We start from the raw sequence: 17532 nt of genomic DNA, 5'->3' as shown, positions 1-17532 counted from the left end.
CATCCTGTGGGCATTGCGAGTGGACCGGTCGTCCAGATCTGCTGGGTCACCGACGACATCGAGGCGACCGAGCGGCTGCTCTCCGAGCAGTTCGGGGTCGCGACGTGGACCCGGATCCCGGACGTGCGGTTCGGGCCGGACACCACCACGCTGCGCGGCGCGCCGGTGGACTGCACGCTGCACGTCTCGCTCGGGTATGCCGGGGACCTGCAGCTCGAGCTGATCCAGCCGGTCGCCGGTCCGTCGATCCACCGGGAGTTCCTGGACGCGCACGGGCCTGGCCTGCACCACGTCTGCTTCGAGGTCGACGACGTCGACACGGCGTGCGCCTCCGCAGAGGCCGCCGGGGTGCCAGTGCTGATGCGCGGCTCGATGATGGACGGCGAGATCGAGTTCGCCTACGTCGATGGTTCTGCCGGCGGAGCGCCGTACGTGGAGCTCGCGCGGATCGGCCCGCAGATGCGGGAGCTCTACGACGCGGTGAAGAACGCATGAGAGTCGCCCTGGTCACCGGGACCGGACCCGGCTCCATCGGTGCGGCGACCGCGACGGCCCTGCGGACACAGGGTTTCCGGGTGCTGACGACAACCCGGACCTCCGCCGTCTCGGCCGACACCCACCCGCTGGAGCTGTCGTCGCGCGAGTCGGTCGCCGAGCTCACGGCGTGGGTCGCGTCGACCACCGATCGGCTGGACGTGCTCGTCAACAACGCCGGCATCCACCTCGACCTGCGCTCGAAGTGGTCCGAGCCGCAGCTCGTCGACGGCCACGAGATCCACTGGCGCACCAACTACCTCGGCACCGCCCAGCTGACGCGGTTGCTGCTCCCGCTCCTGCTGGCGACGGCCGACGCCCACGGCGAGGCCCGGGTCGTCAACGTGGTCTCCAAGCTGCACGACCGGGGGCGCAACGCGTGGCTGGCGGACGGCGTCACGCCGTACGACTCCTGGGCGGCCTACGGCACCTCCAAGCTCGCGCTCGTGCACGAGGCGGCCGAGATCGAGCGGCGGTACGGCGATCGCGGGCTGCACGGCTACTCCCTGCACCCAGGCTCGGTCTACACCCGGATCGCCGACCGGGGCTTGGGGACCGCACCGGTGCTGGCCCGGCTGCGCAAGCTGGCCGCGCCGCTCGAGCGCCGCTCGCTCGCCAGTCCCGAGGACGGGGCCCGCACGAGCGTCTTCTGCGCCACGTCGGCCGAGGCCGTGCCGGGCGGCTACCACCGGCGCTCGGCGGCGGCCGAGCCCTCGGGCGATGCGCACGACGCCGCCGCGGCGGCGCTGTTGTGGGAGACCACCACCGATCTCGTCTAGGTGGACGACACCTCGGCCCGGGATGGGATGGCCTAACCTCGCTGCGTGGCCCTTCCGTTCGACCCCATCGACGAGGCCGCCCGGCAGTGGGGCAAGCGCTGGGACGGCGTACCCGCCATGCACGCGGTCACCTCGCTGATGCGCGTCCAGCAGCTCGTCATCGGTCGGCTGGACGCGATCCTCAAGCCGCACGGGCTGAGCTTCGCCCGCTACGAGGCACTGGTGCTGCTCACCTTCTCGTCCCGTGGTTCGCTGCCGCTGGGCAAGATGGGGGAGCGGCTGCAGGTGCACCCCACGTCGGTCACCTCGATCGTGCGCGGCCTCGAGGCCGCCGGGCTGGTGGAGCGCAAGGCCCACCCGGACGACGGCCGGGCGGTGCTCGCCGAGATCACCGACCAGGGCCGGGCGCTGGTGGAGGTGGCGACCGCGGACCTGGTCGACGCCGACTTCGCGCTGAGCGCGCTCTCCGAGGCGGACCTGGCGACCATCTCGGCCGTGCTCACCCCGGTCCGCAAGGCCGCCGGGGACTTCTAGGCCAGCGCGATGGTCACCGCCGACGACGTCCGCCGCGTCGGCCTGGCCCTGCCCCGGACCTACGAGTTCCACACGGGCGGGCGCGCCAAGCTCAAGGTCCGGCAGATCGTCTATGCCGCGTTCTCGAAGGACGAGTCCGACATGGGCTTCGGCTACCCGAAGGACGCCCGCGACGGGCTGGTCGAGTCCGACCCCGAGACCTTCTTCCTGCCACCGACCAGCGACCTCCGCTACCAGTGGGTGTGCGCCCACCTGGACCGCCTGGAACCGGTCGAGATGCGTGAGCTGGTCACCGACGCGTGGCGGATGTGCACGCCGAAGATGCTGCACGACCTGCCCGAGCTCGACCCGCCGGCGGCGGCGGCCTGGGCGGCCGTCGACGCCGGCGAGTGGGACCGGGCGCGGCTGCTGCTGCACCCCCACCTGCACTTCGTCGACGGCGAGACGGCGCTGCGGGGGCGCACCGCCGTGCTGCAGCACCTGCGCAGCCACCCCACACCGAAGCCGCCCGCCGCGGTGGAGGTCCGCGACGGGCAGCTCTATCGGTGGATCCGCTAGGTCAGGAGCCGCCCGGCTGGGTGACCCCGTTGACCTTCAGCGTGTACGGCGCGAACTGCTGCACCAGCTCCGTCGGGTCGTCGGTCGCGATGATCGCGACGACCTTGTCGAACGGCGCTGCCGCGACCAGGTCGCGCCGGTCGAGGGTCAGGTGCCGCCGGCCGTTCCACTCGACCTGGAGCACCGCCGGGACCTTGCCGGCGCGGATGCCGACCAGCTTGACGTCCCAGTTGTGGACCTCCTGCGGGTGGATCTGCGTCGGCGACTTGAACGGCGCCAGGCTCGACCCGTCGCTGACGGTGGTGCCGCCGACCTTGACGTCGTCGACCTTCAGGCCGCCCTCGTTGACCCCGCCGTCACTGACGTAGCGGAAGGCGAGCAGGATGCTCTGCCCGGCGTACGCCGAGAGGTCGTACGACTCCGACTCGAACCCCGAGGTGGTGCCGTTGAGCGCGGCGCCGAGCGGCCCCTCGACGGTGTGGTTGCCGGCGATCGACGTGTAGGTCTTGCCGCCGTCGGTCGAGACCTGCACGTAGCCGTAGTCGTAGCCGAGCTCGGCGCCGTACTTGGCGAGGAAGGTCAGCGTCGGGTCGGCGGCCGGGACCGTCACCGAGGTGACGGCGGCGCTGTCGAGGTTGGTCGCGTTGCCGGACCACAGCACCGGGTTGCCGGCGCGGTCGGGGTCGTCGGAGACGACGGTCCAGGTCAGCGGCTGCGTCGGCAGGGTCGCGACGCCGTCGAAGGACAGCGACCTGACCTTGCTGCCCTTGAGCGCCTTGCCGTCGCTCCCGCGGAGCGCGACGTAGTCGGCACCGTTGGGTGCGGCGCCGGGGGTGTCGTAGGACTCCGGGTTGTCGAGGTTGACCGTCGAGCGCAGGCTCGGCGTCGTGACCACCCGCTTGTCCGCTCCCAGCACGATCGAGTGCTTGGCGTCGCCGACGATCTTGTCGAGCAGCACCATCGACTGGAACTGGTGGATCACCTTGTACGGGTCGTTGATGCCCTCGCCCTTGAGCTCGTTCGCGAGGCTCGCGACACCCTGGAACTCCCCGTCGCGGTGCAGCGCCGACATGAAGTCGGTGCCGAAGCGGTCGTAGAGGTAGAGCATCATCGAGTAGGCGTTGCCGTAGTCCGCCAGGACCGCGGCCGGGTTGGGGTCCTCACCCCACAGCGTCAGGGAGTTCTGGGCGCCGCCGCAGTCGCGCGGGTTGGGGTTGTACGGCGTCTGCACGGTGCCGAAGCCCTGGAAGCAGTAGAGGTGGCTGTCGGCACCGGGCTGGTCGACGGTCTTGGTGGCGTCGACGTACCCGACCAGCGTCTGCGCGAAGTCCGAGAGGCCCTCGTTGATCCAGTTCACCTCGAACGGGTCCGTGTAGTACTGGAGCAGGTGCTGCCACTCGTGGGCGAACGTGCCCTCGTAGAGGTTGGGTCGGGCCGGTCGGCTCGTGCACGGGTCGGCCGTCGACGCGTCCGGCGGGTTGTCGCCGGTGCGGTGTGCCCAGTCGTAGGCGTCGATCGTCATCACGTTGCGGTCGAGCAGCTCGTTGAACTGCGACGAGAAGAAGCCCGCGATGTACGTCGACGCCGCGGGGAAGTCGTAGTAGTTGTCGTCGCGGACGTTGTCGATGAGGGCGACGGTGTTGTCCCCGTCGCCGGTGGAGTCGACGCCCGGCACGGAGCCGCCGGTGCCGTCGCGGTCCGGCGGCGTGCTGAACGCGGTCGTCTCCTTCGGGAACATGTTGCCGTCGAACTCGCTCACCAGCCGGTCGACCTGGGCCTGCGTGACCACCGTGCTGGCGGCGCCGCGGCAGTCACCGGCCGGGAAGGACGTGTCGTCCGCGACCCAGACCTCGATCTTGTCGCCGACGGCCTTCAGCGTGTACGACTTCCGGTACAGCGTGCCGTTGTAGTCGTCGAGCCCGAGCCAGAGCCGCTGGGTGCCGACCGGGGGAGTGGGGGCAGCGGCCAGGGCCCTGAGCCGGGACTGGCTGCCGAGCAGCTTGGTGGAGTACTTCTTGTCCGGCGACACCTCGCGCACGTCGCTGGGCGTCGGCGTACGAGGTGGGGCCGCGGTAGCGGTCCTCGGTGCCGCGGTGGCGGCTCCGAAGGGGATGAGGAGACCGGCCGCGCACGTGGCGAGGGCGACTCCTGCGGGCAGGAACGACGTCTTCATGAGACCTCCCGAGACAGGCGCCAGCCGAGTGCTCCCCGCTCGTGGCGGGTTGGCGCCGACGTCCGTCCTACCCCGAACCCCGTCCGGGTAGCAAGGGGTTGATCGGGACTTCCGGCCCTGGTCGCGCTGGTGGGGTCTGGTGGAATCAGGGGGTGGATCTCGCGCGCGCCCTGGCCGCCCTTCCCGACGACCCGCGCGTGGTGGTGTCCGGCAACCACGCGATCCCGTGGCACACCCTCGGCCTGCTGGACGCCGGCCTCGACCGCTACCGCCTGTGGGTGCTCAACGGCCAGCCGGGTCTGCCCGACCGCGAGGGCGTGACCCTCGAGACGTCGTTCGTCGGTCCGGGGGTGCGGCGCAGCCCGCGGCTGAGCTACGTGCCGTCGCGGCTGTCGATGGTGCCGACGCTGTTCGGGCGACAGCTGCCGCCCGACGCGGTGGTCCTGCACACCACCCGGCCCCGGCACGGACGGGTCTCGCTCGGGGTCGAGGTCAACGTGCTGCCGGCCGCGCTCGAGGCCGCGAAGCGACGCGGCGGGATCGTGATCGCGCAGGTCAACGACCGGATGCCGTGGACGTACGGCGACGCGCTGGTCGACCTCGACCTGGTCGACGTCCTGGTCGAGGCCGATGCCGCCCTGCCGACGGCGCCGGTCACGACGATCGACGACGCCTCGGCCCGGATCGGCGAGCTGGTCGCCGAGCGGGTGGCCGACGGGTCGACCCTGCAGGCCGGCATCGGCGCCGTACCGGACGCGACCCTGCAGGGCCTGCGGGACCGCTCCGGGCTGCGGGTCTGGACCGAGATGTTCTCGGACAGCATCCTCGGGCTGGAGAAGATCGGCGCGCTGGATCGCAACGTGCCGATCACCGCGTCCTTCCTCTTCGGCTCGCCCGAGCTGCTGGCGTGGGCGGACGGCAACGAGCGGATCCAAATGGCGCGCACCGAGGTCACCAACAGCCCCGCGCTGATCTCTCGCAACCCGGCCATGGTCAGCGTCAACACCGCGCTCCAGGTCGACCTCTTCGCGCAGGCCAACGCCTCGCGGATCAACGCCCGGATCCACTCCGGCTTCGGCGGGCAGACCGACTTCATCGTGGGGGCGATGCACGCCGCCGGCGGCCAGGCGTTCATCGCGCTCCGGTCGTGGCACCCGAAGGCCGACTGCTCGACGATCGTGCCGCTGGTCGACGAGCCGGTGACGTCCTTCCAGATGACGGCGGTCGTCACCGAGCAGGGGGTCGCCGAGATCGCCGGGCACGACCAGCGGGAGCAGGCCCGCCAGCTGATCGAGCACGCCGCGCACCCGAGCATGCGCGCCGAGCTGCGCGAGGAGGCGGTGGCGCTTGGCCTCGGCTGAGGGGCCTTCCCTAGGATTGGTTCCATGACGCAGCAGCCGTTCTCGCGCCCCGGAGCGATTGACCTGTCCGGACTCAAGGCTCCCGCGACCCCGTCGAGCTCCGGCTCGGCCGGTGCCGCGGCCGCCGGCGGCTCGTCGTACGCCGTCCAGGTGACCGAGGAGGCCTTCCAGTCCGTCATCGAGACGTCCATGACGGCGCCGGTCCTGCTCGTCTTCTACTCACCCACGCGGATGCCCGACAGCCAGCAGCTCGCCGACGACTTCGTGACGCTGTCGACCGAGTTCGAGGGCCGGTTCCTGGTCGGCCTCGTGAACATCGACGAGGCGCCCGGCATCGCGCAGGCGATGCAGATCCCGTCGATCCCGCTCGTGGTCGCGGTCCTCGACGGCCGGCCGGCGCCGCTGATCCAGGACGTGCTGCCGATCGACGAGCTGCGCTCGGCGCTGACCACCGTCATGCAGCAGCTGACCGCGCAGGGGATGACCGGCCGCCACCAGCCGCGGTCCGCTGCCGTCGACACCGACGGCGACGGGGAGCCGGACTACGACCCGCGCTACGCGGCCGCCCAGGACGCGCTCGGCGACGGTGACATCGACCGTGCGGTCGCGGAGTACCAGAAGCTCGTCACCGCCAACCCGGCCGACGTCGAGGCCGCCGCCGGACTCGCGATGGCGAAGGTGCTGCAGCGCACCCAGGGCGTCGACCTCAACGCCGCCCGTGCCGCCGGCGCCGCCAACCCCGACGACGTCGACGCCCAGACCATGGTCGCCGACCTCGACATGCTCGGCGGGCACGTGGAGGACGCGTTCATCCGGCTGATCGAGCTGGTGCGGCGTAGCTCCGGCGACGACCGCAACAAGGCACGCGAGCACCTCCTCGGCCTCTTCGGTGCGGTCGGCAACGACGACCCGCGGGTGCTCAAGGGCCGCCAGAGCCTGGCGTCCGCGCTCTTCTAGCCGACCCGGTCAAGGCAGCCAGCACCGCGCGGACGGCCGGCGACCCGGTCATGCTGCGCCGGTGCACCGCGATGATGTCGCGGGTCGGCTCGGGATCGTGCGCGGGCACGCCGACCAGCTGGTCGCCGAGCGGCTGACGACCCAGCCGGGGGACCAGCGCGATGCCGAGCCCGGCGCGGACCAGCGCCAGGTGGGAGTCGAACTCCATCGCGGTGTGCGCGATCCGCGGCAGCCGCCCCGTCCCGGCGTACATCCGGGTGAGCCACTCGCGACAGATGGTGCCGTCGGGAGTGGCGATCCAGCCCTCGTCGACGAGGTCGCGCGGGCTGACCCGGGAGCGGGTCGCGAGCGGGTGGCCGACCGGCACGATCACGTCCGCGACGTCGCGCGCGACCTGGGTGGCCTCCAGGTGGTCGGGGATGGTGATCGGCACGTCGCCCCAGCGGTGCACCACCCCGAGGTCGCTCTGCCCGGTCGCGACCAGGTCGACGGTGTCCCAGGGCTCGCGCTCGGTGAGGGTGAGCGCCAGGTCGGGGTGGGCCGTGCGCAGGTCGCGAACGACGGGGGCGACCAGCCCGCGCATCGCGGTCGAGAAGGCGGTCAGGCGCAGGTGCCCGGAGACCGTCCCGGCGCGCTCGTGCAGCCCGGACTCGACCTCCTCGAGCTCGGCGAGCAGGCGTACGCCGGCGTCGACCAGGTGCCGCCCGTGGTCGGTGAGGATGACGCCGCGGCCGACCCGCTCGAGCAGCGGGACGCCGGTCTGCCTCTCCAGCCGCTTGACCTGCTGGGAGACCGCGCTGGGGGTGAAGCCGAGCGCGTCGGCCGCGCCCACGACGGAGCCGTGGGTGTCGACGGCGCGGAGACTGGTGAGGGCGGCCAGGTCGATCATGTAGCGATGCTACCTGGATTCATGCATCATCATTCGCTGGTGCTACATGGTCGTCGTAGGGTTGGCTGAGCGGGTGAACCGCCGTGACTCCCTGCTCGCTGCCTTCGTCGCCACGATCTGGGGCTTCAACTTCGTGGTGATCGACTGGGGCATGGACGGCATCCCGCCGCTGCTCTTCGTGGCGGTCCGGTTCGTGTTCGTGGTCTTCCCGGCGATCCTCTTCGTCGGCCGTCCCGACGCGCCCTGGCGGGTGGTCGCCGCCGTCGGGGTCTTCATGTCGCTGGGCCAGTTCGGCTTCCTCTACGTCTCGATGGACGCCGGGATGCCGCCGGGGCTCGCCGCGCTGGTCCTCCAGGCGCAGGTCATCTTCACGGTCCTGATCGCCGCGGGCGTCCTGCGCGAGATCCCGACCACGGCCCAGGTCGCCGGTGTGGTCCTGGGCTCCGCCGGCCTCGCGATCGTCGCTGTCGGGCGCGGTGGCCAGGTGACCACGGTCGCCCTCGTGCTGTGCCTGCTCGGCGCGCTGTCGTGGGGGGTCGGCAACGTGGTCTCGCGCGCGTCCGGGGTGAAGGGCGGGCTGTCGCTGACGATCTGGTCGGCGCTCGTCGTACCCGTGCCGCTGTTCGCGCTCTCCCTGCTGGTCGACGGCCCGACCGTGGTGGGCGACGCGCTCACGTCGTTCTCGTGGGAGGCCGCGCTCTCGACGCTCTACACCGCGGGACTGGCCTCGCTGGTCGGGTACGGCGTCTTCAACACGCTGCTCTCGCGCAACCAGTCGTCCTCGGTGGTGCCGTGGGTGCTGCTCGCCCCGGTGGTCGCGATGGCCTCGGCCTGGCTGCTGCTCGACCAGCGGCCCAACGGCGCCGAGCTGCTCGGCGGGCTGCTGCTGATCGCCGGCGTGCTGGTCGCGATGCGTCCGGCGCGCCCCGCGGCCCCGGCCGGCGGTGAGCAGGCAACCGTCTCGCTTCCCACCGCCGTCTGAGACGGTTGCCTGCTCACCGCTGCTAGGCCGAAGGGCCCTTCGCGCGTACGTCGTCGACGGCGTTCATCGCCTCGCGGAGCTCGGCGATCCAGTCGCCCTCGTGCTGGCCGACCAAGCGCACGCACCACGCCAGGGCGTCCGCGCGGGACCGGGCGACCCCGGCGTCGACGAGCGTGTCGAGCACGAGTCGCTGCGGCTGACGGAGCCGTGTCATGGTCGGCGCGGCCACGTGGGTCCAGAGCTCGCTGCGGTCGCCGATGGCGACGCCCCACGACACCTTCCGCTCGAACCGGTGCTGCGCCTCCTGGGCGATCTCCATCCGCTGGTCGCGGGTCTCCTCGCGGAACGCCGACGCTCGGCCCGCCCGGGCCTCGGCCAGCGCGGCCTCGGACGCGCCCGCCAGCTCGACGTCCGCGATCGTCAGGACGACCGTGATCTCCTCGCGGTCCACGGTGACGTCGGCGGGGGACTGCTGCCACTCCGCCGGGAGCCGGCCGGCGAACCAGCCCGTCACGCGCTCCTGGGTCTCGTTTGTAATCATGTAATCATCGTGCCACGGCTCCCCAAATGCCGAGTCGGCGCCAGATTGCAGGCACACCGCAATCTGGCGCCGACTCGGCTGCAATCTGGCGCCGACTCGGCGTTACCGGCCCGACTCCGTGTACGCCGGTCCGCCGGGTCCGTCGGGGCCGACGTTGGCCAGCGCGGACGCGATCCGGCGGGCGGTGAAGTCGGCGCAGCGCTCGGCGACCTGCTCGGGCGTGCAGAACTCGGCCGACCGGATCTCGCGGGCCTCGCGCACGATCGCGTCGGTGAGGGAGGCGTCGTGGACGCCGCCGTCGAAGACCAGGCACAGGGCGTCGTCCCAGCCGCTCCACGGCGGCAGCCAGTCGGTGAGCACCAGCGCGCCCGCGGGGAGGTCGAGGCTGAGCTCCTCCTCGATCTCGCGGGTGACCGCCTCCCGCGGGGACTCGTTGACCTCCACGACGCCGCCCGGCAGGTCCCAGTCGGGCTTGTAGGTCAGCTGGCAGAGCAGCACCCGCCCGTCCTGGTCGCGGATGAGCATCTGCCCGATCGCGCGCTTGCGGGGCAGGAAGGAGTTGAGCAGCGCCCGGAACCCCTCGGGCTCGTGCAGCGGGGTGTCGGTCGCCAGCCGCGCGTAGACGACCCGGTCGACCGGCGTGCCGTCGACGGTCACGCCGCGCATGACGCCCTCGCGACGAAGCCCCGACCACGTCGCGGCGCGCTGGCCGCCCTCGTCGTCGGGGTCGACCAGCGCCTCGACCCGGGCATGGTCGGCGAGCGCGGCGACCACCTGGTGGCGGATGACGTCGATGGGGGTGTCGGTCGTCCAGGTGATGCGTGCGGTGCCCTCCGCGACGGTCGTCACGATGGTCGCTGGCTCGGTCACGGGGCCAGACTACTGATCAGGCGCGACGCCGGAACCACACCGTCGCCAGGGGTGGGACGACGATGGTGGCGTACGCCGGCTGCCCGGACCACTCGCCCTCGACGGCCGTCACCGCGCCGAAGTTGCCCACGCCGGACCCGGCGTAGATCTCGGCGTCGGTGTTGAGGATCTCGTCCCACTCGCCGGCGGCGGGCAGTCCGACCCGGTAGTCGTCGTGGGGCACCGAGGCGAAGTTCGAGACGCAGACGACGTCGGGCGTGCCGTCCGTGCCGCGGCGCAGGAACGAGAAGACGTTGCGGCCGGCGTCGTTGGCGTCGATCCACTGGAAGCCGCTCGGATCGTTGTCCTGCGACCACACGGCCGGGGAGCCGACGTACGCCGCGTTGAGGTCGCGGACCAGGTCGGACACGCCGCGGTGCTCGGGGTGCTCGAGGAGCCACCAGTCGAGCTCGCGCGACTCCGCCCACTCGGACTCCTGGCCGAGCTCGCAGCCCATGAAGATCAGCTGCTTGCCCGGGTGCGCCCACATGAAGCCGTAGTAGGCGCGCAGGTTGGCGAGCTGCTGCCAGCGGTCGCCCGGCATCTTGCGCAGCAGTGAGCCCTTGCCGTGCACGACCTCGTCGTGCGAGAGCGGCAGCACGAAGTTCTCGGAGAAGGCGTAGACGAGCGAGAAGGTCATCTCCCCGTGGTGGTAGGCGCGGTAGACCGGCTCGTGGGCGAGGTAGTCCAGCGAGTCGTGCATCCAGCCCATGTTCCACTTGAAGCCGAAGCCGAGCCCGTCCTGCGATGTCGGCTTCGTGACACCCGGCCACGACGTCGACTCCTCGGCGATGGTGGCGATGCCGGGGATCCGCTTGTAGACGGTCGCGTTCATCTCCTGCAGGAACTGCACGGCCTCGAGGTTCTCGTGCCCGCCGTGGATGTTGGGCGACCACTCGCCGTCCTCGCGGGCGTAGTCGAGGTAGAGCATCGACGCGACGCCGTCGACGCGCAGCCCGTCGGCGTGGAACTCCTCCAGCCAGTAGACCGCGTTGGCGTAGAGGAAGTTGCGCACCTCCCGACGACCGAAGTTGAAGATGTGGGAGCCCCACTCCTTGTGCCACCCGCGCTGCGGGTTGGGGTCCTCGTAGAGCGGCGTGCCGTCGAAGCGGGCGAGCGCCCACTCGTCGGTGGCGAAGTGCCCGGGCACCCAGTCGAGGATGACGCCCACGCCGGCCTGGTGGAGCTTGTCGACGAGCAGCCGGAAGCCGTCGGGGTCGCCGAAGCGCGAGTCCGGGGCGAAGTACGACGTCACGTGGTAGCCCCACGAGCCGCCGAACGGGTGCTGCATCACCGGCATCAGCTCGACGTGGGTGAAGCCCAGGCCGGCGACGTACGCCGGCAGCTCCTCGGCCAGCTCGGCCCACGACCAGAAGCGGCCGTCGTGGTGCTTCTTCCAGGACGCGAGGTGCATCTCGTAGATGCTCATCGGGCCGTTGACCGGGGAGCTCTCGGCGCGCGCGGCGAGCCACGCGTCGTCGTTCCACTCGTAGCTCGACTCGAAGATCTTCGAGGCCGTGTCGGCGGGCTTCTCGGCCCAGACCGCCATCGGGTCGGCCTTCTCGCGCCACTCGCCGTCGGGGCCGAGGATCACGAACTTGTACGCCGTGCCGCCGCGGACGCCCGGGACGAAGAGCTCCCAGACGCCGGAGGTGCCGAGCTGCCGCATCGGGTGCTCGCGGCCGTCCCAGCTGTTGAAGTCGGCCTTGATCCGGACCGCGCGCGCCGACGGCGCCCACACGGCGAAGGACGTGCCGGTGACCGGCTCCAGCGCGCCGGGGTAGTGCCGGACCTTGGCCCCGAGCACCTCCCAGAGCTGCTCGTGGCGGCCCTCGTTGATCAGGTGCAGGTCCATCTCGCCGAGCGTCGGCAGGAACCGGTAGGGGTCGTCGAGCACGATCGGCTCCGCGCCGTACGACGCCGCGACCCGGTAGTCGGGGACGTCGGGGAGCGGGATGACGCCGACCCAGATGCCCTCGTGCTCGTGGGCCAGCCCGACGGAGCCTCCGTCCCAGCGGACCTCGACGGTCGTCGCGAGCGGCTTGAGGACGCGCACCGTCACCGCGCCGTCGTACGGGTGCGGGCCGAGCACGCCGTGCGGGTCGCCGTGCTGACCGTGGACGACCTGGCTCAGCTCGGTCTCGGAGACGGGCTGGACCTTCGGGGTGCTCATGCCTGTTCCATCCTCGCGACGGCCGCGAGCGGGATGTCCACCCAGGCCGGTCGGTTGCGGGTCTCGTAGACGGTCTCGTAGACGACCTTGTCGGCGACGTACGCGTCCAGCAGGACGCGGTCCTCGGCGCTGATCTGGCCGCCGGCGTACGCCGTCAGGAAGTAGTTGCTGTTGCGGTGCGCCCACTCGTCGGCGCGGTAGGCGCGCTGCGGCGCACCCTCCGCGTCGTCCTGGGCGAACGAGCGCTCGACGACGCGCGGGGCGTAGTCGAAGGAGCGCAGCATCCCGGCGACGTCGCGCCACGGCGAGTCCGGCAGCAGCCGGTCGGCGAGCGGCTTGGCCGGCTCGCCCTCGAAGTCGACGATCTTCCAGCCGAGGCTGGTGCGGAGGGTCTGGCCGAGGTGCAGGTCGCCGTGGACGCGTTGCACGTCGAGCCCGGGCAGCGCGCGCACCCGGTCGTACGTCGCGCGCAGCTCCTCGGCGTGCGGCGCGAGCTCGGGCACCACGGCGAGGGCGTCGTCGAGACGCGTCGTCATGGCGTCGGCGAGCTCGACGGCCGCGTCGGCGCCCCGGCGCTCGGTCGGGAAGTGCTCGGCGAGCACGACGTGCACCTCCCGCAGCGCCTCGCCGAGGCGGGCGGCCTCGCCGGCGAAGTCGCCGCCGGCCTCGTGGGCGTGCAGGTCGGCCTCGGCGAAGAGGTTGCGGGCGCTGGAGACCGCGAGGTCCCAGCCGTCGCTGGCGGTCCGCAGGAACTGCTGCAGCATCGCGAGCTGCATGGTCGTGCCCCGGCCGTCGTCGGTGTCGCTCGAGGGCGCACCGTCCACCCAGTCGAGCCAGCCGTAGAGCGCGGCGATGTGGTCGGAGCCGGCGCGGGTGAGCACGTCGTGCACCTGGATGTCGGGGTTGACCCCGGGCGTGATCTTGCGGAAGACCTTCATCAGCGCGTCCTCGCCGAAGGCGACCGACGAGTTCGACTGCTCACCCGAGAAGAGGGTCGAGTGGGTGTCGAGGTCGAGGTCGTGGCCCTCGAGCCGGTGGAAGGCGAGTCCGCTGGAGAGGTCGGTCCGGTTGCCCCCGGCCTCGTCGGCTGCACCGGCGAACGCGCGGAGCCACAGGCCCATCGCCTCGCGGTCGTGCAGCGCGTCGTAGGCGTGGACCCAGCCGAACTCGGGCTCCTCCCACCATCCGAGGAAGGCGTGGTCGAGCCGCGTCTCGGGGTCCGTGTAGAGGGCCAGGGGCACCTGGTAGATCTCGGTGCCACCCGGGCCGTCGCCGTAGGTGACCTCGACCAGGTCGATCACCACCCACAGGCCGTCGCCGCTGCCCGGGAGCTCACCGATGCGGCGTACTCCCGTGACGGTGAACGGCCGGCCCTTGCCGCCGAACCAGCGGGTGCGTTCTAGGTACCTGACGAATACATCGGGCTGGAGCTCTGGGGTCTGGGCGGTCACAGCAGCTGACCCTCCTCGGTGGGTTGCTCGGCGGTGAGCCGGAACCAGTAGAAGCCGTAACCCGCCAGCGTGAGCAGGTAGGGGAGCTCGCCGATCTCGGGGAAGGGGACGCCACCGAGGAGCTCGACCGGCTGCCGGCCCTGGTAGCGCCGCAGGTCCAGCTCGATCGGCTGCGGGAAGCGGGACAGGTTGTTGACGCAGAGGATCAGGTCCTCGTGACCGTCCTCGGTGGTGTGCTCGCGGACGTACGACAGCACCGACGGGTTGGAGCCGCCGAGGTCGTGGAAGTCCCCGAGGCCGAACGCCGGGTGGTTGCGCCGGGCGTGGATCATCCGGCGGGTCCAGTGCAGCAGCGACGAGGAGTTCTCGAGCTGGGCCTCGACGTTGACCGACTGGTAGCCGAACACCGGGTCCTGGATCACCGGGCGGTCCAGCTTGCCCGGCGTGGCCGAGGAGAAGCCGGCGTTGCGGTCGGCGGTCCACTGCATCGGCGTGCGGACGCCGTCGCGGTCACCGAGCCAGATGTTGTCGCCCATCCCGATCTCGTCGCCGTAGTAGAGGCACGGCGACCCGGGCAGCGACAGCAGCAGCGCGTTGAAGAGCTCGATCTGGTTGGTGTCGTTGTCGAGCAGGGGAGCCAGGCGCCGGCGGATGCCGATGTTGGCCTTCATCCGGGGGTCCTTGGCGTACTCGCCCCACATGTAGTCGCGGTCGTCGTCGGTCACCATCTCGAGCGTCAGCTCGTCGTGGTTGCGCAGGAAGATGCCCCACTGGCACTTGTCGGGGATCGCCGGCGTCTGCTCGAGGATCTCCGAGATCGGGAAGCGCGACTCGCGACGTACCGCCATGAAGATGCGCGGCATCACCGGGAAGTGGAAGGCCATGTGGCACTCGTCGCCGCCGACCTCCGGGTCGCCGAAGTAGTCGACGACGTCCTCGGGCCACTGGTTGGCCTCGCAGAGCAGCACCCGGCCGGGGTACTCGTCGTCGACGACCTTGCGCACCTTCTTGAGGAAGTCGTGGGTCTCGGGGAGGTTCTCGCCGTTGGTGCCCGGGCGCTCGTAGAGGTACGGCACCGCGTCGAGGCGGAAGCCGTCCATGCCCATGTCCATCCAGAAGCGGATCGCGTCGATGATCGCGTCGTGGACGGCCGGGTTGTCGAAGTTGAGGTCGGGCTGGTGGGAGAAGAAGCGGTGCCAGAAGTACTGCTGGCGCACCGGGTCCCAGGTCCAGTTGGACGGCTCGGTGTCGACGAAGATGACCCGTGCCTCCTCGTAGAGCTCGTCGGTGTCCGACCAGACGTAGAAGTCGCCGTACGGGCCCTCGGGGTCGTTGCGCGACGCCTGGAACCACGCGTGCTGGTCGCTCGTGTGGTTCATGACGAAGTCGATGATCACGCGCAGGCCGCGCTTGTGCGCCTCGTCGAGGAAGTACCGGAAGTCGTCGATGGTGCCGATCTCCGGGTGCACGCCGGTGTAGTCGGCGACGTCGTACCCGTCGTCGCGCAGCGGGCTCGGGAAGAACGGCGGGATCCAGAGGCAGTCCACGCCCAGCCACTGCAGGTAGTCGAGCTTCTCGACCAGGCCGCGGAAGTCGCCGGTGCCGTCGGCGTTGGAGTCGCGGAACGCGCGGACCAGGACCTCGTAGAAGACGGCGGTCTTGAACCACTCGGGGGTGCGGGTCGTGCTCTCTTCGGTGATCTCGGGGGTCAACGGGTCCTCCTCACGGTGAGGATGTGGGCAGGCTCGTGGTGGGGGTCGAGCCGGACGTAGTTGTGCTGGCCCCAGCCCCAGTCCTCGCCGGTGATCTCGTCGTGGACCACGAACGAGTCGGTCTCGGTCAGGCCCAGCGCGGCCAGGTCGAGGTGCACCGTGGTCTCGCGGGTGGCGTGCGGGTCCACGTTGACGACGACGATGACGGTGTCGTCCTCGTGCGTCTTCGAGAAGACCAGGATGTTCTCGTCGTCGCTCCAGTGGATGGTCACGTTGCGGAGCAGCTGCAGCGCCGGGTGCGCGCGGCGGATCTCGTTGAGCCGGGTGAGGTACGGCGCGAGCGTGCGCCCCTCGGCCTCGGCGCCCGCCCAGTCGCGGATGCGGATCTGGTACTTCTCCGAGTCGAGGTACTCCTCGCTGCCGGGCTTGACCGCCACGTGCTCGAAGAGCTCGTAGCCGGCGTACACGCCCCAGCTGGGCGAGCCGGTCGCCGCGATGACGGCGCGGATCTTGAACGCTGCCGGCCCGCCGTACTGGAGGTAGGCGTGCAGGATGTCGGGGGTGTTGACGAAGAAGTTGGGCCGCATCAGGTGGTCGGTCTCGTGGGACAGCTCGAGCAGGTACTCCTCGATCTCCCACTTCGCGGTGCGCCACGTGAAGTACGTGTAGGACTGCTGGAAGCCGATCGCCCCGAGGCCGCGCATCATCGCGGGGCGGGTGAACGCCTCGGCGAGGAAGAGCACGTCGGGGTCGGTGCGGCGTACCTCCGTGAGCAGCCACTCCCAGAACGCCAGCGGCTTGGTGTGGGGGTTGTCGACCCGGAAGATCCGGACGCCGTGCGAGATCCAGAGCCGGACGATCCGGAGCACCTCGCGGCAGATGCCGGTCGGGTCGTTGTCGAAGTTGACCGGGTAGATGTCCTGGTACTTCTTCGGCGGGTTCTCGGCGTACGCGATCGTGCCGTCGGCGCGCGGGGTGAACCACTCCGGGTGGCTGGTGACCCACGGGTGGTCGGGTGCGGCCTGCAGCGCGAGGTCGAGCGCGACCTCGAGGCCGAGCTTGTTGGCCCGCGCCACGAAGGCGTCGAAGTCGGCGAACGTCCCGAGGTCGGGGTGGATCGCGTCGTGCCCGCCGTCCTTGGAGCCGATCGCCCACGGGGAGCCCGGGTCGCCCGGACCCGGGTCGAGGGTGTTGTTGGGGCCCTTGCGGTTGACCTCGCCGATCGGGTGGATCGGCGGCAGGTAGATCACGTCGAAGCCCATCGCCGCGACGGCGTCGAGCCGCTTGGCCGCGGTCTTGAAGGTGCCGCTGGTGACCTTGCCGGTCTTCGCGTTCTTCTTCGCGCCCTCGGAGCGCGGGAAGAACTCGTACCAGCTGCTGAAGAGCGCCTTGGTCCGGTCGGCGTACGCCGGGTAGGGGCCCTCGACGGTGAGCAGCTCGCGGATCGGGTGGCTCTCGAGGGCGGAGATCACGGCCGGGTCCTCGATCGCGGCCAGCCGGGCAGCGACGGGCCGGTCGGTGTCCGAGGCGGCCTGGATCGCGCCGTCGATGGTCCGCGCCTGCTCGGTCTCGCTCGCGTCGAGTGACGCGCGCACCCGCTCGAACAGCAGCCGGCCCTCGGTGAACATCAGCTCGGTGTCCACGTCGGCGCGGATCTTGATCGGTCCGTCGTGGAACCAGGTGCCGAGCGGGCTCGACCAGGCCTGGACCTCGAACGTCCAGGCGCCGGGGAGGTCCGGGGTGACCCAGGCCTCATAGAGGTCGGGGACCTCTGCGTGCTTGGTCATCCGCACCGGAGCGCGGCGTACGCCGTCGGGTCCGGTGAGCACGACCTCGGCGCCCAGCTGGTCGTGCCCTTCCCGGAACACGCTCGCAGTGACAGGAAACGGTTCGCCGACCGTCGCCTTCGCCGGCTGGCGACCGAGGTCGACAAGCGGCGTGACGTTCATGACGGGGATGCGTCCGACCATGCGCTCCAA

The 17532-nt window shown here is 71.0% G+C and carries 15 protein-coding genes; 7 read left to right on the top strand and 8 right to left on the bottom strand.

All coding sequences use genetic code 11. The features are described from left to right. Nucleotides 1-6 precede the first annotated feature (6 nt). The 4 genes from ABEA34_RS03760 to ABEA34_RS03745 are packed head-to-tail and all read left to right on the top strand — an operon-like array spanning nucleotide 7 to nucleotide 2405. On the top strand, nucleotides 7-495 hold the full coding sequence (locus tag ABEA34_RS03760) for a VOC family protein (RefSeq protein WP_345519421.1): 489 nt from the start codon (nucleotides 7-9) through the stop codon (nucleotides 493-495). Continuing rightward, entirely contained in the window at nucleotides 492-1313 is an 822-nt protein-coding gene (locus tag ABEA34_RS03755) for an SDR family NAD(P)-dependent oxidoreductase (protein WP_345519419.1), read from the top strand. Before ABEA34_RS03760 ends, ABEA34_RS03755 begins: the two co-directional genes overlap by 4 nt. 45 nt (nucleotides 1314-1358) lie before the next feature. Next, a complete protein-coding gene (locus ABEA34_RS03750; protein ID WP_345519417.1) occupies nucleotides 1359-1847 on the top strand; it encodes a MarR family winged helix-turn-helix transcriptional regulator in 489 nt (162 codons plus the stop codon). A 9-nt stretch (nucleotides 1848-1856) separates the two neighbouring features. Continuing rightward, complete coding sequence (locus ABEA34_RS03745) at nucleotides 1857-2405, top strand: MmcQ/YjbR family DNA-binding protein (RefSeq protein WP_345519415.1); 549 nt, start codon at nucleotides 1857-1859, stop codon at nucleotides 2403-2405. Nucleotide 2406: 1 nt separating this feature from the next. Here ABEA34_RS03745 and ABEA34_RS03740 read toward each other — a convergent pair whose 3' ends face one another. Next, nucleotides 2407-4578 (bottom strand): choice-of-anchor J domain-containing protein, encoded by a 2172-nt coding sequence (locus ABEA34_RS03740; protein ID WP_345519413.1) that lies wholly within the window; start codon nucleotides 4576-4578, stop codon nucleotides 2407-2409. A gap of 152 nt (nucleotides 4579-4730) precedes the next feature. Between ABEA34_RS03740 and ABEA34_RS03735 the strand changes: the two genes are divergently transcribed. Both ABEA34_RS03735 and ABEA34_RS03730 read left to right on the top strand, forming a co-directional pair. Beyond that, entirely contained in the window at nucleotides 4731-5939 is a 1209-nt protein-coding gene (locus ABEA34_RS03735) for an acetyl-CoA hydrolase/transferase family protein (protein ID WP_345519411.1), read from the top strand. Between the two features lie 24 nt (nucleotides 5940-5963). After that, complete coding sequence (locus ABEA34_RS03730) at nucleotides 5964-6896, top strand: co-chaperone YbbN (RefSeq protein ID WP_345519409.1); 933 nt, start codon at nucleotides 5964-5966, stop codon at nucleotides 6894-6896. Here the strand turns inward: ABEA34_RS03730 and ABEA34_RS03725 are convergent. Beyond that, complete coding sequence (locus tag ABEA34_RS03725) at nucleotides 6859-7785, bottom strand: LysR family transcriptional regulator (protein WP_345519407.1); 927 nt, start codon at nucleotides 7783-7785, stop codon at nucleotides 6859-6861. The two genes, ABEA34_RS03730 and ABEA34_RS03725, sit on opposite strands and share 38 nt — an antisense overlap. Before the next feature lie 73 nt (nucleotides 7786-7858). Between ABEA34_RS03725 and ABEA34_RS03720 the strand changes: the two genes are divergently transcribed. Next, entirely contained in the window at nucleotides 7859-8767 is a 909-nt protein-coding gene (locus tag ABEA34_RS03720; RefSeq protein ID WP_345519405.1) for an EamA family transporter, read from the top strand. A 22-nt stretch (nucleotides 8768-8789) separates the two neighbouring features. On the opposite strand, the gene ABEA34_RS03715 is transcribed toward ABEA34_RS03720, so the two are convergent. The 6 genes from ABEA34_RS03715 to ABEA34_RS03690 all read right to left on the bottom strand — a co-directional run bounded on the left by ABEA34_RS03715 (nucleotide 8790) and on the right by ABEA34_RS03690 (nucleotide 17523). Beyond that, nucleotides 8790-9308: a hypothetical protein gene (locus ABEA34_RS03715; protein WP_345519404.1), complete on the bottom strand. Its 519-nt coding sequence runs from the start codon at nucleotides 9306-9308 to the stop codon at nucleotides 8790-8792. A gap of 102 nt (nucleotides 9309-9410) precedes the next feature. Beyond that, on the bottom strand, nucleotides 9411-10178 hold the full coding sequence (locus ABEA34_RS03710) for an NUDIX hydrolase (RefSeq protein ID WP_345519403.1): 768 nt from the start codon (nucleotides 10176-10178) through the stop codon (nucleotides 9411-9413). A 16-nt stretch (nucleotides 10179-10194) separates the two neighbouring features. Further along, nucleotides 10195-12390, bottom strand: a complete 2196-nt coding sequence (glgB, locus tag ABEA34_RS03705) for a 1,4-alpha-glucan branching protein GlgB (protein ID WP_345519401.1) — start codon at nucleotides 12388-12390, stop codon at nucleotides 10195-10197. After that, nucleotides 12387-13841, bottom strand: coding sequence for a maltokinase N-terminal cap-like domain-containing protein (locus ABEA34_RS03700; RefSeq protein ID WP_345519399.1), 1455 nt, complete (start codon nucleotides 13839-13841; stop codon nucleotides 12387-12389). The genes glgB and ABEA34_RS03700 overlap by 4 nt, the downstream gene beginning before the upstream one ends. Then, on the bottom strand, nucleotides 13838-15553 hold the full coding sequence (treS, locus tag ABEA34_RS03695; protein ID WP_345519396.1) for a maltose alpha-D-glucosyltransferase: 1716 nt from the start codon (nucleotides 15551-15553) through the stop codon (nucleotides 13838-13840). The genes ABEA34_RS03700 and treS overlap by 4 nt, the downstream gene beginning before the upstream one ends. Continuing rightward, nucleotides 15550-17523: an alpha-1,4-glucan--maltose-1-phosphate maltosyltransferase gene (locus ABEA34_RS03690; RefSeq protein WP_345519394.1), complete on the bottom strand. Its 1974-nt coding sequence runs from the start codon at nucleotides 17521-17523 to the stop codon at nucleotides 15550-15552. Before ABEA34_RS03690 ends, treS begins: the two co-directional genes overlap by 4 nt. Nucleotides 17524-17532: the final 9 nt, after the last annotated feature.

The organism is Nocardioides conyzicola (assembly GCF_039543825.1).
Lineage (GTDB): Bacteria > Actinomycetota > Actinomycetes > Propionibacteriales > Nocardioidaceae > Nocardioides > Nocardioides conyzicola.
The sequence above is the reverse complement of the archived record's forward strand: the minus strand, read 5'-3'. Positions and strand labels throughout refer to the sequence as shown.